This is a genomic window from Acinetobacter sp. BZX-2, assembly GCF_055179795.1.
In genome coordinates, this window is record NZ_CM143686.1 from 2,543,879 (window position 1) to 2,569,257 (window position 25,379).

Sequence of the window (25,379 nt, forward strand, 5' to 3'; positions counted from 1 at the left end):
TCATTCCATATCATGCAATTGAAAACCTTATCTATACTTTCCAAAAATTTTCCACACGCCATTATCAGCTAAAGGATCACTATAACTATCATTGCGTTGCTTACGTGGCTTCTCTCTTGCATCAACAATTTCGAAATCTTTTCCTGCACTTAATACGATACCATTCACATAAAAACGGGTACGTGTATATTCACTTTGACCATGTTGAAATACATAGGTTCTTAAATCGATAAACTCCCGATGTGCGACCAATGCTGCAGTATCATCACTATTCAGCCAATACGTCATTTTAGCGACTTGTTCGGCATCAAATTGCCCACATTTTTCTAATAATGAAGCAATGCCTCGAAATGTTTTAGATTCTTTTGCTCGGGTCTTGTTAATGCGTACACGGTCTACATGAAAAAAGAATAACGGAAAATTCAAATGACTTGGCAAGTGAATAGCATCTAACACTTCATCTTGCATAAAAGGTTGATAAAGATCTTGCGCCCTTTCAATCAAACCAAGCCAGTGCGTATAATATTCATCGACTTGTTGTTTTGTCCCATAATAAATCGGTAAACCTTCAACATTGGATAAATCTACAGGCGGCCAAATATTTTGCTTTAATAATGCAATATCACTTTTTAAACTTTGCACCGCAATTGCATCTTGCATCTTATTTTCCTGAATTATTTCAATTACGCTTAGGCTATTTTGAGTATGCTATAGTTGCAAAAGCTAAACAAGATCACAAAAGGAAATCAAATGTCTAAAAATGATGAAATATATGAAAATAATGAGCCATCTGAATCGGATGAGCAATTTTTTGAACGAGCAGATGAATTCATTAATTTAGCAAATCAGCTTATAGATTCAACACATCAAGTTTCCCATCTCACCACTGAACCTGGAAAAGTAAGTGCTTCCTTTATGTATGCCAATGCTCGCTTTAGCGCATGGCATGCTGCTTGTTCTTACCAACAAGTTGATGATTTCAAAAAAGATCGTCAAGTCATCTTGGATTATTATTTAGAACAATTCAAATCGATGCTTGAAAGTAATCTTGATGAATATGAAGAAAATTTTGAAGCGTATTTCCCAAAATCTGATCCTGAAGAAGTAAAACGTTTCGTTTAAGTACGGGATTGCCTATAATACTTGAGTAAAGTTAATGTGTAGTTGTGGAATAAAACATGTCTCAAAAAATCGATGCGGCTGATGTTACCGAAGAAGAAGCTTTGAATGCTGTCTTTTTTGAGCGTGCTGATGAATTTATTAAACAAGCCAACGAATTTTGTCGTCCTGCAAAAGGACAACAACCCAAACCAGAAGAACTTCGTGGTCAAGTGAGTGCGGCAATGTTATTTGCAACTGCACGTTTTAACACTTGGGTTGCTGCCAATACTTTTAAAGATGGCGAAGAAATGCGTGAAGCAAAAGAACAAGTCATGTCTTATGTCTTGCAACAGTTCCAAATGATGCTTGAAGACAATTTTGATGAATATTGTGAGCAGTTTGATAACTATCTTCGTTTTAGAAAAAATGAAGAGTTTCATACGCATAAACATGATGATAAAAATGGTCACCAGCACTAATTTAGTTCAATAATGCAATATTAATAAAAGCCCGATTGGGCTTTTGTTTTAATCGATTTAAAATGAATAAATCTTTCAATTAAGATACTAATGGTCAACAACTTTACTAATCATAACATTCATAATCTATCAATTTGATGTATTGTATTTCTAATAATAAAGAACAACTTGGATGTTATATGCAACATATCGATTTCCCAATTATTGATCCTCATATTCATCAATGGGATCCATATAACACACCACATGCAGCCGCACTTGCCGTTAGACTACTGGGAAAGCGCCCTTTCCTCTTAGATAAAATGGTGCGTTTGGTTAAACCTAAAGATCTGATCGATACTGTGGGCTTGACCACACATATTACTCAACCTTATTTACCTCAAGATTACAAAAACGATATTGGCCAATATCAAGTTGAACAAGTCGTCCATGTAGAAGCGAGCTGGGCTAACCATAAGGGCAAAGGCGTCGTTGGTGAAACTGAATTTCTAGAATCCTTGCCTTTTAATGATGATACTGTTCAGCTAGGCGGAATTGTTGCCACTGCTGATCCTTGCGATAGTAGCTTTAAGAAAATCATTAGAATGCATCAAAAAGCATCTAAGCGTCTGCGTGGTATCCGTCGCATGGCTTCATTCCATGAAGATAAAGGTGTGCATAATTGGACGGATGATCCAAGTTTATATACCAATAAAAAATTTCTAAAAGGTTTTGAACAGATTGCGCAACATAATCTCAGCTTTGATGCATGGGTCTATTCGACTCAGATTCCTGATGTGATCGAATTAGCCAAAAGATTTCCTGAAACATCGATTGTTTTGGATCATTTGGGCACACCTGCTGGATTATTTGGAAAGGTAGGGCAAAATACGGGATTAACTCAAACAGCTCGAGAAAATATTTTCTATCAATGGCAAGACTATATGGCCGAACTTGGTACTCTACCCAATGTCTATACCAAAATGTCTGGGCTATTCATGCCTGTTTTAGGGCATCAATTTTATAAGAAAAAGCAACTGGCGTCTAAACAGCAAATTATTGATCTTGTTGCCCCTTTAATTACTCATGCCTTTGATAGTTTTGGAACCTATCGTGTCATGTTCGCTTCAAACTTCCCAATGGATCGGGTCAATACCAGCTTGGTGAATATCATTGATGCGTTTAGTGATATCGTGCTGCAATACGATGAAAATGCACTAGAAAAAGTATTCCACCACAATGCAAAACAGTTTTATCGGTTGTAGTTTTCTTATAAAGAATATGTGGTACTCAAATGAGCACCACAGAGGAACCACTTTTAATATTGAATGTTCATTCTTGCGTACAGCTGTTTTTTTACTGAGTTAGGTGGAGCTAAGAATTCTTCAAGTATTTCTTTATTTAATATAGCAGCAACAGCAGAACCTCCAAAAAGAATTCCGCCTATTGAAATAAAAATCATCAATACTATAATACCTTTGATTAGTATAAATATTCCATACATTTTATCATTTGCGTTAGTCTGAATTGTAGATAACATATTTATCCATTCTAATACCCAATTAAGCTGGTATGTAGGTTCTAAAAAAATCATTCCTAACGCTACAGCACAAGGTGCCATAAAAATACTAAACAATAAATAACTAAGATTTTTTTTGAGAGCATAATCTCTAAATATCATCAGAAATATTGCAATTGATAGACCTAAGATAAATGCCGAAAATGAATAAGATAAATATGCTATTGGTATTGTAACAATCAAAATGACAAATAAAATACCAGCAAATAATGGAAAAACAAGTACTGAAATAACAGTTACATAAGCGATCAAAGCTATCCGCAAAATACTGGTCAGTAGAAGTTCTTTACAAAAGATTAAAATACCTAAAAAAATTATTGCTGGTGTCAACTTTATTTTCATTTAACTGCACCTGAGTCTAACTATTTATAAATACTATAACTACAAAGCTGACTATTTTAACTACCCTCTGTCGAATAATCTCATTTATTTTCCAACTATACTTATCCATGTAATCAAATACTTACAAAACAACAAATAGTTTAGTGCATTTCTTAAATAATATTTTAATAAAAAAGCTCGCTGTTAACAGCGAGCTTTGTTTCATAACGAACGATTGAATTGAAAACTACTTCATTTCAGCAAAAACTTGTTTAGCCATCTCAATCGTAAATTGAATATCTTCGTCACTATGCGCAGCAGAGATAAAACCAGCTTCAAACGCTGAAGGTGCCAAATTTACACCACGTTGCAACATGCCATGGAAGAATTTACGAAATGCGTCAATATCACATTTCAGAATATGGTCAAAACTGGTGATTTCCTTTTGATCTGTAAAGTAAATTCCAAATAAGCCACCCGCTTGCTGGGTAAAGAATGGAATCCCTGCTTGATCAGCTGCTACTTGTAAACCTTTTAGTAATTGATCTAATTTTGCAGACAAATTTTGATGAAAATTAGGCTGACGTAAATTTTCAAACATCTTGATCCCTGCACGCATTGCCAATGGATTTCCTGACAATGTTCCAGCTTGGTATACACCACCTAAAGGTGCAATGCACTCCATAATTTCACGTTTACCACCAAATGCACCCACTGGTAGCCCTGCCCCAATGATTTTGCCGAGTGTGGTTAAGTCAGGTTTTACATTGTAATACGCTTGCGCACCGCCCAATGCAACACGGAAACCCGTCATGACTTCATCAATAATAAATACAGCTTGATATTGATCGCACTGTTCACGAATCGTTTCTAGAAAACCTGGCACAGGTTTAACCAAATTCATATTACCCGCAACAGGTTCAACGATTACACCAGCGATCTCATTTCCGAATTTAGCAAAACATGCTTTGACAGCTTCAATATCGTTATATGGCAAAGTCACCGTATGTTTAGCAAAATCAGCAGGCACGCCTTTCGAAGTCGGCTCTCCCATGGTTAACATACCAGAACCCGCTTTCACCAATAACGAATCTGAATGTCCATGATAACAACCTTCAAATTTTACAATCATGTCACGACCCGTATAACCACGAGCGAGACGAATTGCAGTCATGGTTGCTTCAGTACCTGAATTGGTCATTCGTACCATTTCAATCGAAGGCATAACTTCACAAATAATATCTGCCAATGTCGTTTCGTGTACTGTTGGTGCACCGAAACTTAAACCATCAACAGCAGCATCTTGCACCGCTTGGATAATATCAGGATGAGCATGACCTAAAATCATTGGTCCCCAAGAACCCACATAATCAACATAGCGTTTACCATCGACATCATATAAATAAGCACCTTTGGCTTTTTCAATAAAAACTGGCGTACCACCCACACCATTAAATGCACGTACAGGTGAATTCACACCACCCGGAATATGTTTACTGGCTTGTTTAAACAATTGTTCTTGCTTTGGAGATAGGCTCATAAATCTACTCAATCCTGTAAAATACTAAAATTTCAATATGATATAAAAACGACAATATAAATTAAGATGTTGCAGTTTCTGCAAAAAGTTGCGCCCATGCTGCGACACGTGCAGGAATATTTTCAACGGGTAAAGCTAATATATCACTAATCACAGCGCAGAGGTCAGCACCAGAATCAATCACAACTTTTGAATTTTCAGCAGTTAAACCTCCAATTGCACAAATCGGTAAGTCAAATTTTCCTGAAGCTTGTTTTAAAACATTTAGACCAATATTCCCTGCTTCAGGTTTAGTCGATGTTGCATAAATTGCCCCAAAAGCAATATAAGTTGCGCCATCAGCAATGGCTTTTTCTGCGAGTTCAATCGAATTTAAGCAAGTTCGACCAATAATGACACCTTGTGGCAACCGTGCAGCTGCATCCGAAATTTCACCATCAGATTGCCCCAAATGCACACCTAAACCAAACTGCTCTGCAAGTTCCAAATCATCGTTGATCACAAATGGGGTTTGATACTTTTCACAAAGTTGTTTGATCGACTCAACTTCACCCAATTGCTCTGCTTTAACAATATTCTTACGACGATATTGAAGTATAGCAACGTTATTTGTTGCTAACGCTGCTTCTAATTTTTGTAGGAGTAAATCAATCGGATCATCATTGGTGATGAGGTAAAGGCCGCGCATACTTTTACTCGTACTCATATAAATCAAAGTAGAAGTATAACCAGTGTTTTATTTAAATACATATTGGCTTAGAAAATTTATTGTTTTTGAAACACCTCAAGACTTAGCTGCTACCAACTCAATTGAAAGCCAGTGCCTCATGGGCTATATCAATATTCTCATTCACCCTTTCACATTTACGACATACTGCAAAATTTGATCAAAATTGGATCCCTTATTTTCGATATCTTAGCCCTTTAATAGATTTTAAACTCAACCATATAAACAAAATAAGCATGTTATTCAAAAACTGATTTATATTTTATGATACTCATTTCGCAAAGAATGAATATTTAATCTAATAAATATCTTTCAACATGAAAATACTTATAAATAGGGATTGAAATTTTGATTAATTTAAAACCTCATTAAAATATTTAGGCATACTCAATAACAATTTCACCAAATCAGATTGTCGATTTGTGTCAGTTTTCCTTAAAATTTCCTTAATTTGCTTTCTCACAGTATCGATTGAAACATTATTTTTAATTGAAATTTCTTTTGCTACAAAGCCTTCCAATAATAAAATAGCAACCCGTGATTCCGCTGGTGTCAAATTAAATGCTGTATGTAATAGATGTGAATTTATCGTAGGTGCATATTTAGGATGATATATCGTCAACATTACCGTTGGTCGAATACCAAAAGTCTTTAACTCATGTTCTGAAATTAATAATGTCGCAAAAATATAGATCTTACCACCATTTTCATCATCAAGTTTAATACAACCATCTTTTACGACTTCATGTAATTGATCACTTTTTTGTTTAAATAAGCATTCGATATTTTGTAAATTACTGGCTAATTGTTGTTGAAATGGTTGTGGTAATAGTAATTCATCATCACATATATTCAGTATATTGGTTTTTTGAATGAGTTGCTGTGCAGAGGTATTCAAATGAACCACTTTACAGTCTAAATTGATGAGAATGATCGGTTGCGATAATTTGTCAATGAGCGAATACCCGATAATTGCTTTACTCGAAAATTCAAAGATATAGCGTTGAATTAATGCAATTCTTTTTAGGTGTACCACCAGTTGATCTAAAAAATCTAATTCATCTTGATTTAAAGGCGCACGTTGTTTGGATGTATTTATACCGATAATGACACATAAGCGATCATCTTGAATTAGCTCATGTACAGCACTATAACGAATTTGATTGGGTTCTAAAATATTCTTATAAACTTCCGAAGATTCCATGGTCGCATCATCAATAAAATGATGGCATTGATACCAACCCGTTTGTTGTTTATTTAAAACATCAGCCCAGCGTGGATCATTCTTAATATAATTTTGTATGTAATTGACTTCTATACTGGCACTTTCTTCTTCAGTATTTAATGAAATTGCACGACTATATGAAAACGCGTTATATTTTAAATCCATGCCGATAACATGAATCGCTGAGGAATCCATTACTTGATTGAGTTTGGCTAGAAAAATCCCCCATCCATCATTTTGAATAGGAATCTTATAAATCAACTCAACAAGTTCGTCATAATATTCTCTATAAGTCATTGTATTTTTTAACTCATGGACTGATCTTTAATATAACAAAAATTCACATGAAATATAGAGAATTATATTCAATATTTTTTAATCCAGATAGTGATTATAACGATCAATAAAATTATCTATAAAATCAAAATGATTATTACATTAAAATATTGAGTTTAAATATAAAGTTACTTCAAACAATGAAAAAAACTCACATTTAATAGTTTAAAAAACAAACTTACCTAAAATTAGAACATTGATCTAATTATTATGATACCCAACACCTATTTATGTTAGAAATAGACATTAACTGTCAATTTTATCAAATTTGCGGTCTTTTAAACTTAAATTGCCACGGATAATATCGGACAACATTCGCCAATCTGAAATAAAGCTATATAAAGGTTGTTTAAAACTTGCAGGTTTATTTTTTTCAAAAACAAAATGCCCGACCCATGCACATGCATAGCCCGATACCAATCCATAAATGAAATATTTTGGCTTTCTATGACGAATCGCTTGAGTAAAAAAATAAATTCCAACGCTGCTTCCAACAGCATGCAGACGACGGCTCATAATATTGCGATGCTCAGTTAAATAAAAACGATAAAATGCTGAATAATTTTTTATAGGTAATTGAAATTGTTTAGGTATTTCTGCATCTGCTTTGGGTTCAATATGTGCATTCATGTAATCATCCTGATCTATTTTTTATCCTTAAGCTCTAATTTATGTTGAATTCACAATCAAAGCAATACTTCTATCAAGCAAAGCCAAAAATATGAGCACAAATCGACATTAGAACACTCATTTTAATTGATATTTTTACGTTACAATGTCTCACTAAAATTCAGTTCGATTCATTTACAACGATTATTTTTTTAAAATGGTTGACCACTAATCGTTGGATGTGTCGTTATAGACTTTCTGATTTAAACAATATTACTAGGATTTGATCATGCTTGAAGTTGAATTAAAATTTCAGATTCCTGAGACTCGTCGAAATGCATTACTTAAAGCATTAGACCCAAAAAAATCTGAGTTAATTCAATTACAAGCAAAGTATTATGATACAGATGATAAAAAGCTGTCTTTAAATGGCGCAGCACTTCGTCAGCGCCTAGAAGGCACACGTTGGATACAAACACTCAAAGCCGCGACAAAAAGCCACTTGCAACGTATTGAAGAAAACCATGATTTGGGGGAACTTTCCGAAGCACCAAAGCTGGATTTGTCAATTTATAGTGAACAATCTGAAGCACATCAGATTTTAAAAAATGCCTTGGGTGATCAATTCGAGCACCTGAAACTTCAATTTGAAACAGATATTCAACGTACCTTCCGTGTTATTCATTTTGAAGATGCAGAAATTGAAGTCTGTTTGGACATTGGAGAGGTTCGCACTGATTCAGCCCAACAAGAAATCCATGAAGTTGAATTTGAACTCAAAAGTGGTTCGATTCAATCTTTATTGGCTTTTAGTTTTGAATGGGTAAAGAAATATCAACTTTGGCTAGATGTGCGTAGCAAAGCAGAGTTTGGAAATTTGCTCACACTCAAGCAAAAAGTGAGTCCTGCAAAACACAGTAAAGACATTATTCTCAATAAAAAAGACAGTGCTGATAAGAACTTGAGAGCACTCATTGCCAATCATATGCAACATCTTTTACCCAATATTTCTGCAATTTCAGCACAAGTGGCTGAGGCCGAACATATTAACCAAGCTCAAATTGCATTACATCATTTGCATTTAAGCCTTTCTCTCTTTAAAGATTGGACTGAGATTAAAACAGACAAATGGGCACATCAATTGGCTGCTTTTGAAAGCCATTTTAAAAACCTACAACATTTTGAGCATATGCAAAGCACGCTAGGCGCTTTATTGCAAAATCCTAAAACAGCAGAAAGCTTAGACAAAGACATTTTATATGCCCAAGAGAAACTCAATAACTTGGTGAAATCTACACAGAATGTGCAGCATTATTTAGAATTATTGATGTTTAGTTTAGGCCAATCTGAAAAAGCACAAGAGCATGATTTAAAATGGTATGCGCAAAATACCTTGCAAAATCAATATAAACACCTTCAAGAAGCTTTAACGCAGGCTGATTTAGCAGATTTGGAAAGTTTAGAACTCTTAGCGCAACGGCTCAATGAATTAAAATTTAGTTTTCCAATCCTAACCCATATTTATGATGTTAAAAATCTGCAAAAATATGCGAAATCTTTAAATGATGCTCAACAAGCATCTGAGCAATATCAGGTGCTTGCCTCTTCTGCATCGTATTTACAACAAACGGAACTTGAAGCCAGTGATTGGTTTGCCTTAGGTTGGCTTACCGCGAAACAAGAGGCTTATGCGCAAACTTTACTCGATGCGACTGAACAATTCTTGGTGAGTCGTAAATTCCTTAAATAACCATTTTTATCTAGGATGTGAATGATTTTAAGTGGATGGTTTTTAGGTGAATGACCTTAAAAAAATTTTCATTTAAAATCTTCACTTCCTTGATTTTATTATCGTATTAGCGCAAACAATGACAATAAACATTCAATAATCATCACAACATAAAAATGACGTAATCATATTGCAAATAGCGTTAGACTAAATTGAAGCATTTATAAGAATGGAATTATAACAATGCAAGAAATTGAGCTTAAGTTTCAAATTCCAAAAGACAAACGTGAATTAATTTTCAAAGCGTTGCAACGTAAAAGTGTGCAGCATAGATCGATTGAAACCCTTTATTTTGACAATCACCAATTTGATCTATTTCAACATGCAATTTTACTCAAACAACGTTTGGAAAATGAACAATGGACACAGATTGTTAAAATTGCATCGGATCATTCAAGTAAAAAATTTGAAATTAAACAAAATATGACTTCCAGTGAAAATAATATTTTAATTCAACATGTTTTAAAAGATGATAAAAATAACAAAATCCCAAAAGATGTTCGAAAATTGATTGTAGACATTGAACAGCAATTGCTAATTCAATTTCAAACAAAACTGGAAAGATCGTCCACGCTATTTAATTTTCAAAATAGCCAAATTGAAGTAGAACTTGATCGCGGTTTTCTAAATATCAATAAAGATCAATTGGAAATTTATGCAGTTAGATTCAAACTCAAACAAGGTACAGTTCAAGATCTCATCTCCTTTATCTTACCGCGGGTTAAACGTTATGGCTTATGGTTAGATACTTTGAGTAAAACGCAACAAGGCTTTCTACTCGCTCAAAATATTCAGCAAATACCTGCTCAACTTCAAGTGCCTTTATATTTAGATAAGAATGATTCAGCCGAAATTGCATTAAAAAAAGTGATTTATAATTGCCTACAACATTTACTCCCCAATAGCACAGCGATTGCTTTGCAACAGTTCAATAGTGAACACGTTCATCAAGCCCGTGTAGCGATTCGACGATTACGCAGTGCTTTAAAAACCTTTTCGAATTGGTCACAACATATTGATTTAACTTGGCAAAGTGAATTGACACATTTATTTCGAGTCTTAGGTACTTCTCGGGATTTGAGTATGCTCAATGAAGAAATCTTACCGCAGCTTGCAGCAGTAAATGCACCTCAGCTACAGCTTGAAGCACAGCCGCAGCATGAGAATCATCAAATCAGTGATGCTTTTAAAACCTTAAGTTTTGCAAGTTTGGTGTTGTCCCTCATTCAATTTTCACAACAAGAAACACATGAGCATTCCACAAAATCATTAGAAAAAAGTATTGCTAAAAATCTCGAAAAGCTTCATCGCAGCATACAATCCGATGCTGAAAACTATTTAAATTTAGAGATTGAAGCACGTCATCGCACTCGCAAACGGCTGAAAAGATTACGTTATAGTATTGAATTTATTTCATCTTTATATAACCTACATGCTGTAAAAAACTATTTAAAAACACTAAAACCAGCACAGGAAAGTTTGGGAAAATATAATGATTTGATTGTTGCCGAAAGCTTATTAAAGCCTTACATCCCAACCCAACCTGAAGTGTGGTTTGCTCTGGGATGGCTTGCAGCCGAAAAACAAAAAGCATTGTTACAATCACAACAAGATTTGCTTTACTTTGCTCAATCCAAACGCTTCTGGAAATAACCACAACCACACAAGTCATCATGCAGTTAACATGAATGGATTATTTACTTGATAAATCCAAAATCGATTAACTTCGCTAACTTAGCAAAACTAATTTTTAAGAATTTATTCAATATTTTGAATAAAAATTGCGTCTTGATGACAATTAAACTGAATATTAAATTCACCAAACTTCATCCCATAAATACGCGCTTCGTCATGCTGATAAGCTGGACGTGGATCTAGAGATAAAACTTGTTCTAGCTCATCAATATATTGCAGATTAATTTTTTTTGCCTCAAGTAACTGTTGCTTTATCAATTGAGCTTGTTCATTCCACTGCACCGCTTTACGTACAGGTTCATTTTGGGCATAACCACTTTCAGCATTAACTACGGCATCTGAATATTGGATATAAGGTTTGATGTCGAGAATTGGTGTTCCATCCAATAAATCACTCCCCTCAAGATAAACTCTAATCGTGTTTCCTTGTTTTTCAACACTTTTAATCTTGACTACGGATAATCCTATCGGTGCAGGACGATACATACTTCGAGTCGCAAAAACACCTATCTTCTTATTACCACCCAAACGAGGTGGGCGAACCTGTGGTCTAAATTTTTCTTTATCTTGTTGATTTTTATTGTCATGGAATTGCCAAATAATCCATAAATGACTAAATTCTTCGATACCTTCAAACGCCAATAAATCATTATATGGCGCAAGCATTTCTATATAAGACTCAACTTGAACAAGATTCGGTTGGCGTGGAATACCAAACTTTTCTTTATAAGGCGATCGCATATAACCAATTATTGGCAGGGTCAATTCAGTCATAATCACTTTTTCTGATAAGCTCAATTAAATATATTCAGTTTATCGAGAATGTTTTTAGATTAGAATAGTAAACTGTTCTAATTTGATAATTTATTGAGACCTTTAATGGCTGCTTTCAACGTCGAAAAGATTACTCACGTGCACCACTGGAATGACACATTATTCAGTTTTAAAACGACACGTGATACTGCGTTACGTTTTAAAAATGGTCAATTTGTGATGATTGGACTTGAAGTCAATGGTAAGCCTTTAATGCGTGCTTATTCTATTGCTAGCGCTAACTACGAAGAAGAATTAGAGTTTTTCTCTATTAAAGTGCCTGATGGTCCTTTAACTTCGATTTTACAGAAAGTAAAAGTTGGTGATGAGATTCTTATTTCAAAAAAACCAACAGGTACTTTAGTTCATGACGATCTAAATCCTGGCAAAAACTTGTACCTTCTTTCTTCAGGTACGGGGCTTGCGCCATTCTTAGCGATTATTCGTGACCCTGAAACCTATGAACGCTATGAAAAAGTCATTGTGGTTCATGGTACTCGTTTTATTTCAGAATTGGCTTATCAAGATTTAATCTTGAATGAACTTCCAAGCCATGAGTTTTTCCAAGAATTAGGCGTTAAAGACAAACTTGTTTACTACCCTACAGTGACTCGTGAAGAATTCCACACTCAAGGTCGTGTAACTACAGCGATTGAAACAGGCGAGCTTTTTGAGAAAATTGGTTTACCTCCCTTTAATCCAGAAACGGATCGTGCAATGCTATGCGGTAGCCCTGCATTTTTAAAAGATGTTGTGGCGTTGTTGGATCAACATGGTCTTAAAGAATCACCACGTATGGGTGAGCTCGGCGATTATGTGATTGAACGTGCATTCGTTGAGAAGTAATTCTGATTGATAGAAGAATAAAACCGAGGTGAATGCCTCGGTTTTTTATTGCGTATTTAAGAAATTAATATAAAAAGTTCAAATCTATGTAAAGGATAAAACTTAGAAAATCACAAATTTTTTTTTACACTAAAATGCATATTAGAATTAGAAAAAAACTTGAAAAATTTCATTGAACCCATGTAACACAATCTAGAAAAAACTAAAAAGAGTTCCACACTTGTACATCCTAACCCAACTTAATCAAATAGATTTACTCCTTTAGGATGTAAGATATTTGAGTAGCAAATAATCGAACTTTATTCCAATCTGTAAACTCAAAAGAATTCGAAGAATCAGTAGGTCCATTCGTTAAATACATAATCACTTGAATCATATAGCGATCAAAAAAATTATATTTTGGATATGAGATAGCACCTGAAAAAATTCCAGCAATACACGGAGTCCAATTAGATTTTCTTTTAAATTTTTGAAAGTAATGATCTGTTTCAGGAATATCTCTTCCTATTTTTCTTGCTATTGCACTTACTGAAAAAAAACCAGTCTTTGCCACTTCTAGTTCATATAAATTATTTTCAATAAACTTATAAAGAGATCGACGATACCCTCCATAACGAATACTTGCTCCTATAAGAATAAAATCATATTTGGTATTTATTTTATGATAGTCATCAATAGAAGCGATATGAATATTCAAACCATCACTCACCAATAAATCTTTTATATAATTACAAATTTTTATGGTTTGACCATCTACAGATGAAAAAACGATTAGTATATTTTTCATAGAATATTAAGAATTCTCTTATTTTACGCTATCAAATAATATATTAAATTGCTGTATACGAGAACTTTTGAGCTTCTCTTAAAACTGTTGCATATAAATGAATTTTATTGCCTAGTTTTTATTGCCAAATAATTTTAATAAATGAAATTTGGTTTTTATTAAACTTTACTAATGATAATACTTTCATTGTTATAAATATGGAGTATCGGTCCTTTTAACCATGACTGATTGTGAGTTAAAAAAAGCCACACAACTGTATGGCTTTCCTTCTTCACGTTATAAATCTAAATCAGTCTAAAAATTTACTTTTGCGCTTTTGCATATTGATCAGACATTACTTCAACCAATTGATCAAGCTTAATATATTTTTTAATTACAGCATCCACATCTGCTTTGGTTAATTTTGCAATTTCTTGATCACGCAGTGCGCGGCTTTCCATTTTCTTGTTACGTTCAAGTTGGCTATTCAACATACGATGGATGACACGTTCATCTTCTAAAGACGTCACACGTTGTTTCATAATACTTGCTTTCGCTGCTTCCAACTCTTGAGTAGTCACACCTTGAGTGAATAAATCAGAAAGCACTTTATGCACAACTTGCGAAACTTCAGCAGACTTCCCTGCGGTATAATTCGCCTCAATACTTAACGCACCTGCATCATTAAAAGAATCCAAATCTAGATCACTGCCAAAACCATAAACCAAAGCATTTTTCTCACGTAACTCTTTGCCTAAGCGTGAAGAAAGCTGAGAGTCACCCAAGATATAACTAAACACAATCAATGCTGCTGCATCTTTATGATCCACACCTACAGGCAAAGTCTGTAAAGCTTGATAACTACCAAATTCACGTTGCTCAGAAAGCGCATGTACTTTTTGTGCTTTATAAGCATGGTATTCCGTTGTAAGACGTTGGTACGGTTGTTTACTCGACCACTGAGAAAACGCTTGATTTAATAATGCTTGCATATTCTTAGCATCATACTGCCCTGTAATCGAAATTTGAGCATGATCCATCGCAAAGTATTTTTTATATAAATCGATCACTTGCGCATTACTTGCTGCATTGATTTGTTTTTTGGCAAGCTCAGGTTCAAAGTGATAACGTAAATCTCCAGGTTGATAAGTTTCCAACAATCTCGCAATGGTCAAAGCAGCAACAGTTTCAGGCTCCGTATAAGGTCGATCTAAACTCGCTAAACTCTGTAATTTGATCAAATCAAATTGAGATTGTTCAAATTTTGGATTCTTCATTACGGAAACAATGTATTTAAAGAATTCTTCAAACTTCTCTTTCTTCGCAACTATTTGGATGGTCATGCCATTCTCTGAAGCAGCAGCCGTCGCAGATCCACCTGCATCGATACTTTTATCTGCGATATCCTGCAAACTGTATTGTTCAGAAGCACGTAATAACAAATATGCAGTGAAGTCTAAAACCTCAGTTTTATTCATTAACGATTCTGCTGTACCAAAATTCACATTAATCGTGGCATAGGTTTTATCATCACGTGTTGTGGTTGGGAACAACGCATATTGCATACCATTTTTGAGTGTCCCACGTTGAATCTTTTTCTCTGTCTGATCTAAATGCTGCTTAGACTTTTCAACAAACTGTCGTACTTCGGCTTGGTATTCACTGACATCTTTTAGTGGTTCTTCAGCAATCGCTTGCTGATCCAATGTTTTAGGTTTTTCACTGGCTTGCTTTTGCTCTAAAGCTTTTTTCTGATCCTCAGGTGTCGGCTGGATATCACCATTAAAACGATGATTTGGTGTCAAAAATGCTTTGAGGGTTGCATTGGTTTCAGCAACAGTGAGTTTTTGGATCGCTTGTTGATCTCGGAAATATTGCGCCCAATCTCCATGCGATGACACCACATAATCACTCAGCATTCCACCAACAGCAGTCGCATTGTTCAGTAGATTTTCATTGGCATTGCTCATTAAATTTTTGACACGTTTTAATTCAACTTCGTCAAATTTTTTGTTTTGCTCTACACCTTGAATCAGTGAATTTTCAATTTTTTTAGGGTCATGCGATGGTGCATAAATTGCGCCCATAAAAACCAAATTAAAATCATCATCTAACCATGTCGTAGACTGCACATTGGTGGCAATCCCCGTTTCCACCATATTTGAATATAAGTGTCCACTTGGTTGTAATGTATAAAGATAAGGGGCTAATGCTAAAACAGATTGAATTTTCTCATCTTTTCCATTCATATAGATATTGAATTTAGCTAAATCACTGCCCTTTTGTACTTTAAAATCACGGGTCTTAATCGTTGCAGAATCCAATAAAGGCACTTGTGCTTGAGCAGGTAATTTTCGCGCAGGAATTGGACTAAAATTTTGGTCTATTTGCTTTAAGACTTCTGCTTTATCAAATTTTCCTGAAATCACCATCACCGCATTGTTTGGTGCATACCAGTCTTTATAAAACTGATTTAACTCACTCATTTTAATCGATTGTAATTCAGATAAATCCCCGATTGGTAAACGCCCTAGAGACTGATTACCATAGGCTGCTTTCCACATTTGATCCATTAAAACTGCAAATGGTTGGTCCATACGAACTTCACGTTCACGCATGACAATATTAATTTCAGAAGGTACATATTTTTCTTGGAGAACTAATTTATCCATACGTTCTGCTTCTAAATGAATAATTTCATTTAGCGCTGTTTTCTCAGGACGTACGATATTGGTGTATTTTGTTGAATAATAATCTGTACTTGCATTGGTCATTAAGGTGTATTGATCTAAACGGCGTTGGAACTCCTCACCTTTTACATTTTCAGTCCCCTTAAAAGCCAAATGTTCCAGTAAATGTGCTAAACCGCCTTTACCTTTTGGATCATTCAATGAACCTGTAAAATAAACTGTATTTACAAAAACTTTACTCTCTTTATCATTCGGAGCAAGCAAAACTCGCATGCCATTATCGAGCTTATATTCTTCGATATTATGTTCAGATTTTACTAAAATAGTCTGTGCGAAAGTTCCTGCACTAATACCAATAAGACATAAAGATAAAGTGAGTTTTTTTAACTGCATAAGCATAAAAAGTCCAGATTTTTTGAAATATTAAAATTTATATGTCATCCATCTTAAAAAATCCTGAACAGAATAAACAGTAAAGTTTTGAAAAAATAGCCGTTTATTTCAACGGCTTTTGTAATGATTAGAAATGTTGCGTTGATTTGAACTCTTTTTATAGTGAAATTTCAGCCTGCATATACAACTTTGCATAACCTGAAATTTCAATACGATCTTCTGATTCAATCTTGCAATAAAGCTCCCCGCCTCGCTCCGAAGCTTGGTAGCCAATCAATTGGTTCTTGTTTAATTTCTCCGCCCATAATGGTGCTAAACCCGTGTGCATCGAACCTGTAACGGGGTCTTCGTTAATCCCTTTATGCGGTGCGAAATAACGTGCGACATAATCATAGTTGTCAGATTCAGCAGTAATCGTCACATCTAAACCTTCGTGATAGGCAGTGATTGCCGTACTCACTTTATGCTCTTCTGCAATCTTTTGAATATGGGCAAGATTTGGTATTGCATCAATCACGTCTTGTGCTGAATCACAGACTAAAATAAAAGCTTGTGTATTGGCATAAACCTCTTTAAATGGTTTATCAATCACATGATTGAGTAATTCAGGATAATCTATGAGTTTTTGAGCTTTTCGAATTGGAAAATTCATTTGAATCTTGCCATCTTCTGCTTGATGGATCGTAAAAATACCTAAATCTTTAACATGAAATTGGATCTTTTTTGCTTGGGTAAAATCTTTAAACAAAACAAAAGCCGATGCCAAAGTCGCATGCCCACAAAAATCAACTTCAACTTTTGGAGTAAACCAACGAATTTGGTAATTTTCATCATCAATGCGTTTTACAAAAGCCGTTTCAGCCAAATTATTTTCCAAAGCAATATTTTGCATTAATTCATCATCAAGCCATTGATCCAGTACGAGCACTGCAGCAGGATTACCTTTAAATAATTGTTGTGTAAAAGCATCAACTTGGTACATTTTCATTGTCAAAACTCCTGATTTTTGTTGATTCTAAGCGAAATAAAAAATGATTACAGATACAATCTCTGTTTTAAAATGGATACAGAACAATAATTCAACAGTTTTCCTTACTGATCGATATAATACTTATTTTGAATAAGCTTTTTTAAGACAACTTAAATGAGCAATCAAACTTAACCATTCATTTAACCAACAATAAATAGGAGATGATCTGTGAAAATAACCCATCTACTCATTGGCTGTTGTATGCTTTTCTCTCCTTTGGCTCAAGCAGACGATACCACTTGGACTGCAGGTTCATCACATGTTGGAACAGTTACCGTGCCGATTGAAAATGGCCCAAATGTGGTTTGGAAATGTGATGGTACGACTTGTCGCTTGACTGGCCCGTGGGGAAAAGAACTTTCTATAGACTCATGTCAGAATTTAGTGATCCGTGTAGGAAAAATTAGTTTCTATAAAAACTCTGCGGGGAAAATCTGGACAAAAAACTCTGCTGAGTTAAAAGAATGTAATCAAGTCGCAGATTAAAAAGCGAAGTTAAGAAGCAAATAAAGTCAGCCTCTTATTCATGGTTTGAATAAGAGGCTGACTTTATTTCAACTACACCACGAACGATGATGTGGTCACGATTTAATTTTTGGAAGGATTGAAAATTATCGGTTTGATAACTCTAAATTTTCATCACTTAATAAAATCGCTTTATCAGTTTGCCCCATCAATTGACTGGTCACCACACCTGCGGTCATTGAACCATCGACATTTAAAGCAGTACGCCCCATATCAATTAACGGTTCGATTGAAATCAGTAACGCCACCAAAGTTACAGGTAAACCCATAATCGGTAACACGATAAGTGCAGCAAAAGTTGCTCCACCACCGACACCCGCTACACCAATTGAACTCAGAGTAACCACACAAACCAATGTTAAAATCCAAACGGGATCCAGCGGATTAATACCGACGGTTGGTGCAACCATCACCGCTAACATCGCAGGATATAAGCCAGCACAACCATTTTGACCAATCGTGGTACCAAATGAAGCTGAGAAACTTGCAATGGATTCAGGTACACCTAAACGACGAGTTTGTGCTTCAATATTTAACGGAATACTGGCTGCGCTCGAACGACTGGTAAATGCGAATGTAAGTACAGGTAAAACCTTTTTAAAGAAGCGTAATGGATTGACACCTGCGAGCAGTAATACCAGTGCATGTACCAAAAACATAATCGCTAAGCCGAGATATGATGCAACAAGGAAGCCACCTAGATTAACCATATCCGCAACTTTAGAGCTCGCAACAACTTTAGTAATTAAAGCAAAAACACCATAGGGCGTTAATGTCATCACCAAACGTACCAATTTCATGACCCAAGCTTGCAACGTTTCAATCGCGATAACGATACGTTGCCCTTTCTCAGCATCAGTTTTAATTAAATTAATACCTGCCATACCCAATAACGTTGCGAAAATCACCACACTAATAATTGAAGTAGGATGCGCACCCGTTAATTCTGCAAATGGGTTGGTTGGAATAAAAGACAACAAAAAGTCAGGAACACTAAGATCCGTAACTTTACCAATATAATCTGTTTGAATCGCTTCAAGTCGTGCAGTTTCTTGTGTACCTTGCACCAAACCCGCAGCACTCAAGCCAAATAAATTGGTGACAAATACACCGACTAATGCCGCAATAAAAGTGGTGATCAGTAATGTACCGATACTAAAAATACTGATTTTACCCAATGATGAAGCATCGTGAAGTTTAATCACTGCACCTAAAATGGAAACAAATACCAATGGCATAACCACCATTTGTAAAAGTTTGACATAGCCATTCCCAACGATATTAAACCATTGAATAGACTCTTCTAAAATTGCAGTATTGGCACCATAAACCAAATGTAAACCTAAACCAAATACCACCCCTAGACATAAACCTGCAAAAACTTTTTTCGCCAAACTCCAGTCGGTTTTTCGCGTTTGCATGAGTAATATGATTAAGGCAATGAATATAACAATATTCAAAATAAGTGGATAATTCATCTGAGTTCCAAAAGTTTTGATCTGGTTATTATAAGCGTATTGATCATTATTCAACAGTCTTTAGCATTTTTTGCGATTTACATGCGGTTTTTTTATCTGTTTATAAACAAGAATAAAAACAAAATCTTATTGCTTTCATATATAAATTGAATAAGCTTTTCTAAATAAAGACTATAGCTTTTTAAAATATAGGTTATTGAATGAACATACATATTAAACCTGTAGAACTTGCCAAGGCATATCGCCTCCTCAATCATGGCCCAACAGTGCTTGTTTCAGCCAAATATGAACATGAAGAAAATGTCATGGCTGCCGCATGGGCATGCGCACTAGAGCTTATTCCTGCCAAAGTTTCAGTTGTCTTAGACAAAAGTACTAAGACACGAAAATTAGTGGAAAAATCAGGCTATTTCATCTTGCAAGTTCCGACATTAAAACAACTCAAATTGGTACAGCAACTTGGCTCAATCAGTCAGTTCAATGACCCCGAAAAATTAGCACACTGCCATACCCCATTATTTCAATTTGAAGGTTTTAATTTACCTGCCGTTGAAGGCTGCGCAGCATGGTTAATTTGTGAATTGATTCCAGAACCACACAATCAACAGGCTCATGATTTATTTATTGCTAAGGTCGTTGCAGCCTATGCAGATGATCGCGTCTTCCGTGATGGGCATTGGTACTACCATGAAGCACCTGCTGAATGGAAAAGCTTACATCATGTTGCAGGCGGTCACTATTACACAATTGGCGATGCAGTTGATGCAAACCTTTTGGAATAGTCTTATGTCCAATATTCACAACACTATTGTATATTCACAAAATAAATAGCGAGCATTATTTGTGATTTATTCAAATCCTGATTAAGGTCTTTTAACTGAAACACAAATCATCAGTATCGAGAATTGAATGTTTTCAAATAAGATTAAGCTTAGCCTATTTCTATGTCTTAGCATGTGTTTAGGTATAGGTATCTTGCGTTTTTCATATACGGCACTACTGCCTACAACTCGTCTTGCTTATGAATGGACAACTCAATTTTCCAGTATTCTTGGTAGCGCAAACTTACTTGGCTATTTAATCGGTGCATTTTGGGCAATGAAATTGCCTCAGAACCCAAGTATGCCAAAATTTATATTAGGTGCCGCATTTGCAGGCAGCATTAGCCTTTTAAGTTGTGCATTCTCAGACTTTTCAGCATCTTGGTATGTGTTTTGGCGAGTAATTTCGGGGATCAGTGGTGGTTTATTGATGATTCTTGCACCCAGTGTGGTCGCTCAATGTAGCATTCCTGAAGAACGCTTAAGTATTAACTTCATCGGCTTTAGCGGAATCGGCATAGGTGTTTTACTTGCAACATTATTCCTCCCCTATTTAGACCGCATTTCAACACAATCGGCATGGTTAGTTTTATTCGGTTTTGCTTTTTTAATCAGTCTTATTTTGAGTTATTTACTCAAAATATTTCAAAGTCATCTCAGCAATCTGCCTTCAAATACCCATGCATTGACTACGCTTAATGGCATGTACTTCAGCTTACTGATTGTATATGCATCTAGTGCTTTTGCTTATGTACCGCACTCCTTATTTTGGATTGATTATTTAAAAAATACATTACACTTAAATCTTTATCACATTAATTTTAATTGGATTTTATATGGTTCAGGTAGTGCATTAGGCGCAATCAGTGCGTATCTATTGGCACGAAAATTCGGTAATTTCACCGCATTGAAAATATTATACAGTCTCTACGTCGGTGCAATTTTTATTGCGATTTTCCAGTTTAATCCAATACTCACCTACGTATAGCCACATGTAAATTAAAGGCTACATTTCTTTAAATCCAATATCTAAAGCCTCAGAGATAGAAATACTCTGCTGACTTACAATATTTCTGACTTTCCTTTTTAGTACAGACCATGCTTGTTCAATTGGATTTAAATCAGGGCTATATGCAGGAAGATAGGCAATTCGTACATTATACGCTTCCGCAAGCTGTACTATCTCTTTGCCTTTATGAATAGAAGCATTGTCTAGAATCAAAAGATACTTTGACCTAGGTAAATTTTGAAATAAATAATCAAGCCATCCTGTGAATAACTTTCTGTCACATGAACCTTGAAAAACTATTGGTGACAAAAAACTGTATGGGGAATTTGATCTCACGGCACTGAGCATACTTATTCTTTTTCCATGACCACCTGATTTTAAATCTTGACAACGTTTCCCTTTAAATGACCAGCCATATTCTGCTGTCTCAGCACTGTTTATTCCAGATTCATCTACATACAGAATATTTTCCTGACCATATTCACTTTCCCATTGAGGGAGAATCCATTGAAATACCGTTCTGCTTATTTTGCAGGCTTGTCTGTAGAGGAAACTCTTTTTTTATGAGTCCAACCTAATTTATGAAGTGCAGCAAGCACGACATCATAAGTAATCGCATATCCAAACTGAATTTCAAATAAGGCAACTAAGTCTTTTGCCTGTGAAAACTTTGTATTTTCCACGAATACTTTGAATGCCTGCCAATCCTTAATGGATGATGGTCTACCAACATTGACAAGTTTAGGCTGAGCCAGTTGTCCAGTCTGCTGTTCAAGTAGAATCCAGTCATCCAATGTTGTTCGGGCGATGTTGAAAGTCGTGCAGGTATTTGATTTATGGTTGCTCTTTGTGTAGAACTCCATGACTTTCTGACGTAAGTCTTCTGAATATATTTTTGGCATGTAAAAACAGTTTAAAAGAATTTATCTATTGTAGCTCAAAAATATCTTTTTTCTATATCTTCATTTTTGACGGGTTTACTCAATCCTGCTGTGGTGTTTTTAACGTCTTATACCATCATGCATCTGTATGGCGTTGCCTATAAAAAACTATGGAGTGTCGCCACATTATCTTTTGCGATAACTCAATTGATCGGTGGACTTTGTTTTAGTGGATTACAGCATTTTGGAATTTCGTATCATCAACAATTTATTCTTGCTTCTATTGTATTGGGTTTAGGAACACTACAATTTTTTATTTATACACAAATAAAACAAACCCATCCAAACTCACAGTTCTAATTAAAGTTCTATATCAGCCAAGTATAATATTCAGATATCATTATAATTAAAATAAAGATCAGCGATCACCTTATTTAATACTTCATTCCTAGGTAAAGAGTTTAAATCAAATATCTGAACATTATTTAAAACTGACTTAAGAATAAACTTAATGCTTTGGAATTTTAACGATCTTTCGTCATTTTATAAGCATCTTGGGCAATCGCCATGCTTTTCTTCTTCCCTTCAACGGTATCAGGAATCTCGTTTGACGTTCCATTACTTGACTTACGTTGCAAGTGTTGTTGCTGAGAATAACGGCTAGATACATCAAGCGCTTTCTGTTTAGCATCTTGACTTGCTGTACGTTGAGAAAGCATTTTTTGATATTCTTGTTGTGGATTTGGGATCACTTTTCCAGCACATGGTCTAGCTTGGTAAGTCACTGTTCCCTTATTTACACATTTATAAACTTCACTCGCCTCTGCGCTTACAGAAATTCCTAAAAATACAAAAAATATCAAGCCAGCTTTCATCGTTATACTCCTTCTAAGCGCGTATAAAATATCAACTAATGATTCAAATAGCTATTGACGTAAGCGTTTTTATCTCATGCTATTTTAAGGCTTACCACAAACGGATAAATCTGACTTTTTTTGCCATTTTCGACATGTTTTTGTCATTCAATATATTCAAACTCATGTATTTAAATACATATCACTAGGTACTTTATTTAAATATATATAATAAGCAATAACTTAAATATACTTAGATTTATACTGCAGTTATTTAAAATAAAAATAGAATAATAAATGAAGCTCCACTTTTCTTTCCTATTCTTTTTCCTAGATATTTCATACACATCGTCTTGAGAATCAACATGTGAATACGAGTTTTAATCATCATTCTTCTATTATTGAATTTGGGTCTTACTCAAAATAATTAACCATAAAAAAACCCGCAAAAAATTGCGGGTTTTAAAATGCAAAGCTCAATGATAATTAAATCATCAAGCCGCTCACCAGTTATTGATCCATGTTTGCAATAATCGCTTGACCAAACTCAGAACAACGAAGCAATGTTGCACCAGGCATCAAACGTTCAAAGTCATACGTGACAGTTTTTGCTTCAATCGCACCTGATATCCCTTCAATGATCAAATCAGCTGCCTCTGTCCATCCCATATCACGTAACATCATTTCAGCAGAAAGAATAATTGAACCCGGATTTACTTTATCCTGACCTGCGTACTTAGGCGCTGTACCATGCGTTGCTTCGTAGACAGAAATTGCGCCACCAATATTTGCACCAGGTGCAATACCAATACCACCAACTTCTGCTGCAAGTGCATCAGAAATATAGTCACCATTTAGATTCAATGTTGCAATGACTGAATAATCAGCAGGTCGCATCAAAATTTGTTGTAAGAATGCATCGGCAATCACATCTTTAATGATGATGTCTTTACCTGTTTTAGGGTTTTTAATTTTAACCCAAGGACCACCATCCATCAATTCACCACCAAAACGGTCAATAGCAAGCTCATAACCCCACTCTTTGAAGGCACCTTCGGTATATTTCATGATGTTACCTTTGTGAACCAAAGTCACATTTGGCTTATCATTATCAATTGCAAATTGAATCGCTTTACGGACTAAACGTTGAGTTCCTTCTTTAGATACTGGTTTGATACCAATACCACAATTATCTTCAAAGCGGATTTTGGTCACGCCCATTTCTTCTTTTAGGAATTTGATGACTTTTTTCGCTTCAGGAGAATCCGCCTTCCATTCAATCCCTGCATAAATATCTTCTGAGTTTTCACGGAAGATCACCATGTCTGTCAGTTCAGGGTGCTGAACCGGCGAAGGTACACCTTCAAACCAACGTACTGGACGTACACATACATAAAGGTCAAGTTCTTGACGTAAAGCAACGTTCAATGAACGGATACCACCACCAACAGGTGTCGTTAAAGGGCCTTTGATAGAAACAACAAACTCGCGAAGTGCTTCGAAAGTTTCTTCAGGCATATAACTGCCATAAATTTTGTCTGCTTTTTCACCGCAATAGACTTCCATCCATTCGATCGAACGTTTGCCACCATATGCTTTTTGAACCGCAGCATCGACTACAGCTTTCATTGCGGGTGTAATATCTACACCAATACCGTCGCCTTCAATGAAAGGAATAATAGGATGATTTGGAACATTCAATGACAAGTCTGCATTCACAGTAATTTTGCTGCCGTCTGCAGGTACTACGATCTTCTGATAACCCATTGTGCAAGCTCTCCCTTTTATTATAATTGGAAAATCCAAAAAAAATTGTCAATTGACAATACTTTCAACGCTTCTTAACGCATAATAGTGTAATTGAATTCCAGTGTTTTTGAGATTTATACGGGG

23 protein-coding genes and 2 pseudogenes are annotated in these 25,379 nt (G+C 35.3%); 10 read left to right on the top strand and 15 right to left on the bottom strand.

Translation table 11 applies throughout. The features are described from left to right. Positions 1–27 precede the first annotated feature (27 nt). Positions 28–660, bottom strand: coding sequence for a hypothetical protein (locus ACY45D_RS11985; RefSeq protein ID WP_463106956.1), 633 nt, complete (start codon positions 658–660; stop codon positions 28–30). Positions 661–750: 90 nt separating this feature from the next. Here ACY45D_RS11985 and ACY45D_RS11990 point away from each other — a divergent pair, with 90 nt between their 5' ends. The 3 genes from ACY45D_RS11990 to ACY45D_RS12000 all read left to right on the top strand — a co-directional run bounded on the left by ACY45D_RS11990 (position 751) and on the right by ACY45D_RS12000 (position 2,824). Further along, complete coding sequence (locus ACY45D_RS11990) at positions 751–1,122, top strand: DUF3144 domain-containing protein (protein ID WP_463106957.1); 372 nt, start codon at positions 751–753, stop codon at positions 1,120–1,122. A gap of 56 nt (positions 1,123–1,178) precedes the next feature. Continuing rightward, on the top strand, positions 1,179–1,580 hold the full coding sequence (locus ACY45D_RS11995; protein ID WP_463106958.1) for a DUF3144 domain-containing protein: 402 nt from the start codon (positions 1,179–1,181) through the stop codon (positions 1,578–1,580). Between the two features lie 179 nt (positions 1,581–1,759). Further along, positions 1,760–2,824: an amidohydrolase family protein gene (locus ACY45D_RS12000; protein WP_463106959.1), complete on the top strand. Its 1,065-nt coding sequence runs from the start codon at positions 1,760–1,762 to the stop codon at positions 2,822–2,824. Positions 2,825–2,877: 53 nt separating this feature from the next. Here the strand turns inward: ACY45D_RS12000 and ACY45D_RS12005 are convergent, their stop codons facing one another. The 5 genes from ACY45D_RS12005 to ACY45D_RS12025 all read right to left on the bottom strand — a co-directional run bounded on the left by ACY45D_RS12005 (position 2,878) and on the right by ACY45D_RS12025 (position 7,917). Next, positions 2,878–3,480 carry a hypothetical protein gene (locus ACY45D_RS12005; protein ID WP_463106960.1) on the bottom strand — a complete coding sequence of 201 codons (603 nt, stop codon included), beginning with the start codon at positions 3,478–3,480 and terminating at the stop codon, positions 2,878–2,880. 226 nt (positions 3,481–3,706) lie between these two features. Continuing rightward, positions 3,707–4,999 carry a glutamate-1-semialdehyde 2,1-aminomutase gene (gene hemL / locus ACY45D_RS12010; protein WP_463106961.1) on the bottom strand — a complete coding sequence of 431 codons (1,293 nt, stop codon included), beginning with the start codon at positions 4,997–4,999 and terminating at the stop codon, positions 3,707–3,709. A 61-nt stretch (positions 5,000–5,060) separates the two neighbouring features. Beyond that, positions 5,061–5,687, bottom strand: coding sequence for a thiamine phosphate synthase (gene thiE, locus ACY45D_RS12015; RefSeq protein ID WP_463106962.1), 627 nt, complete (start codon positions 5,685–5,687; stop codon positions 5,061–5,063). Between the two features lie 391 nt (positions 5,688–6,078). Next, a complete protein-coding gene (locus tag ACY45D_RS12020) occupies positions 6,079–7,248 on the bottom strand; it encodes a helix-turn-helix transcriptional regulator (RefSeq protein WP_463106963.1) in 1,170 nt (389 codons plus the stop codon). A 285-nt stretch (positions 7,249–7,533) separates the two neighbouring features. Continuing rightward, on the bottom strand, positions 7,534–7,917 hold the full coding sequence (locus ACY45D_RS12025; RefSeq protein WP_463106964.1) for an Mpo1-like protein: 384 nt from the start codon (positions 7,915–7,917) through the stop codon (positions 7,534–7,536). Between the two features lie 268 nt (positions 7,918–8,185). Between ACY45D_RS12025 and ACY45D_RS12030 the strand changes: the two genes are divergently transcribed. Together ACY45D_RS12030 and ACY45D_RS12035 are read left to right on the top strand one after the other, a co-directional pair. Then, positions 8,186–9,646, top strand: coding sequence for a CYTH domain-containing protein (locus tag ACY45D_RS12030; RefSeq protein WP_463106965.1), 1,461 nt, complete (start codon positions 8,186–8,188; stop codon positions 9,644–9,646). A gap of 222 nt (positions 9,647–9,868) precedes the next feature. After that, positions 9,869–11,338, top strand: coding sequence for a CYTH and CHAD domain-containing protein (locus tag ACY45D_RS12035; RefSeq protein WP_463106966.1), 1,470 nt, complete (start codon positions 9,869–9,871; stop codon positions 11,336–11,338). 105 nt (positions 11,339–11,443) lie between these two features. Here the strand turns inward: ACY45D_RS12035 and tsaA are convergent, their stop codons facing one another. Continuing rightward, positions 11,444–12,154 (bottom strand): tRNA (N6-threonylcarbamoyladenosine(37)-N6)-methyltransferase TrmO, encoded by a 711-nt coding sequence (gene tsaA / locus ACY45D_RS12040; protein ID WP_463106967.1) that lies wholly within the window; start codon positions 12,152–12,154, stop codon positions 11,444–11,446. 105 nt (positions 12,155–12,259) lie between these two features. On the opposite strand from tsaA, the gene ACY45D_RS12045 reads away from it, so the two are divergent. Beyond that, positions 12,260–13,039, top strand: a complete 780-nt coding sequence (locus tag ACY45D_RS12045; protein ID WP_463106968.1) for a ferredoxin--NADP reductase — start codon at positions 12,260–12,262, stop codon at positions 13,037–13,039. Positions 13,040–13,292: 253 nt separating this feature from the next. Here the strand turns inward: ACY45D_RS12045 and hemG are convergent, their stop codons facing one another. The 3 genes from hemG to ACY45D_RS12060 form a co-directional block, all read right to left on the bottom strand. After that, positions 13,293–13,826 carry a menaquinone-dependent protoporphyrinogen IX dehydrogenase gene (gene hemG, locus ACY45D_RS12050; RefSeq protein ID WP_463106969.1) on the bottom strand — a complete coding sequence of 178 codons (534 nt, stop codon included), beginning with the start codon at positions 13,824–13,826 and terminating at the stop codon, positions 13,293–13,295. A 302-nt stretch (positions 13,827–14,128) separates the two neighbouring features. After that, positions 14,129–16,894 (bottom strand): M16 family metallopeptidase, encoded by a 2,766-nt coding sequence (locus ACY45D_RS12055; protein ID WP_463106970.1) that lies wholly within the window; start codon positions 16,892–16,894, stop codon positions 14,129–14,131. A 151-nt stretch (positions 16,895–17,045) separates the two neighbouring features. Further along, a complete protein-coding gene (locus ACY45D_RS12060; RefSeq protein WP_463106971.1) occupies positions 17,046–17,876 on the bottom strand; it encodes a PhzF family phenazine biosynthesis protein in 831 nt (276 codons plus the stop codon). Positions 17,877–18,119: 243 nt separating this feature from the next. On the opposite strand from ACY45D_RS12060, the gene ACY45D_RS12065 reads away from it, so the two are divergent. Further along, complete coding sequence (locus ACY45D_RS12065; protein WP_089604696.1) at positions 18,120–18,404, top strand: hypothetical protein; 285 nt, start codon at positions 18,120–18,122, stop codon at positions 18,402–18,404. Positions 18,405–18,529: 125 nt separating this feature from the next. On the opposite strand, the gene ACY45D_RS12070 is transcribed toward ACY45D_RS12065, so the two are convergent. Next, positions 18,530–19,921, bottom strand: a complete 1,392-nt coding sequence (locus ACY45D_RS12070) for an L-cystine transporter (protein ID WP_463106972.1) — start codon at positions 19,919–19,921, stop codon at positions 18,530–18,532. Between the two features lie 200 nt (positions 19,922–20,121). Between ACY45D_RS12070 and ACY45D_RS12075 the strand changes: the two genes are divergently transcribed. Both ACY45D_RS12075 and ACY45D_RS12080 read left to right on the top strand, forming a co-directional pair. After that, a complete protein-coding gene (locus tag ACY45D_RS12075) occupies positions 20,122–20,703 on the top strand; it encodes a flavin reductase family protein (RefSeq protein ID WP_463106973.1) in 582 nt (193 codons plus the stop codon). A gap of 127 nt (positions 20,704–20,830) precedes the next feature. Beyond that, a pseudogene (locus ACY45D_RS12080) lies at positions 20,831–21,724 on the top strand (YbfB/YjiJ family MFS transporter); the annotation flags it as partial. Between the two features lie 24 nt (positions 21,725–21,748). Here the strand turns inward: ACY45D_RS12080 and ACY45D_RS12085 are convergent. Together ACY45D_RS12085 and ACY45D_RS12090 are read right to left on the bottom strand one after the other, a co-directional pair. After that, positions 21,749–22,279 (bottom strand): IS630 family transposase, encoded by a 531-nt coding sequence (locus tag ACY45D_RS12085; RefSeq protein ID WP_463109389.1) that lies wholly within the window; start codon positions 22,277–22,279, stop codon positions 21,749–21,751. Further along, entirely contained in the window at positions 22,276–22,653 is a 378-nt protein-coding gene (locus ACY45D_RS12090; protein ID WP_463106851.1) for an IS630 transposase-related protein, read from the bottom strand. Before ACY45D_RS12090 ends, ACY45D_RS12085 begins: the two co-directional genes overlap by 4 nt. Positions 22,654–22,710: 57 nt before the next feature. On the opposite strand from ACY45D_RS12090, the pseudogene ACY45D_RS12095 reads away from it, so the two are divergent. Further along, positions 22,711–22,992: pseudogene (locus ACY45D_RS12095) on the top strand (YbfB/YjiJ family MFS transporter); the annotation flags it as partial. 164 nt (positions 22,993–23,156) lie between these two features. On the opposite strand, the gene ACY45D_RS12100 reads toward ACY45D_RS12095, so the two are convergent. Together ACY45D_RS12100 and icd are read right to left on the bottom strand one after the other, a co-directional pair. Beyond that, on the bottom strand, positions 23,157–23,507 hold the full coding sequence (locus ACY45D_RS12100) for a DUF4124 domain-containing protein (RefSeq protein ID WP_463106974.1): 351 nt from the start codon (positions 23,505–23,507) through the stop codon (positions 23,157–23,159). A 489-nt stretch (positions 23,508–23,996) separates the two neighbouring features. Next, positions 23,997–25,253, bottom strand: coding sequence for an NADP-dependent isocitrate dehydrogenase (gene icd / locus ACY45D_RS12105; protein WP_463106975.1), 1,257 nt, complete (start codon positions 25,251–25,253; stop codon positions 23,997–23,999). Positions 25,254–25,379 lie beyond the last annotated feature (126 nt).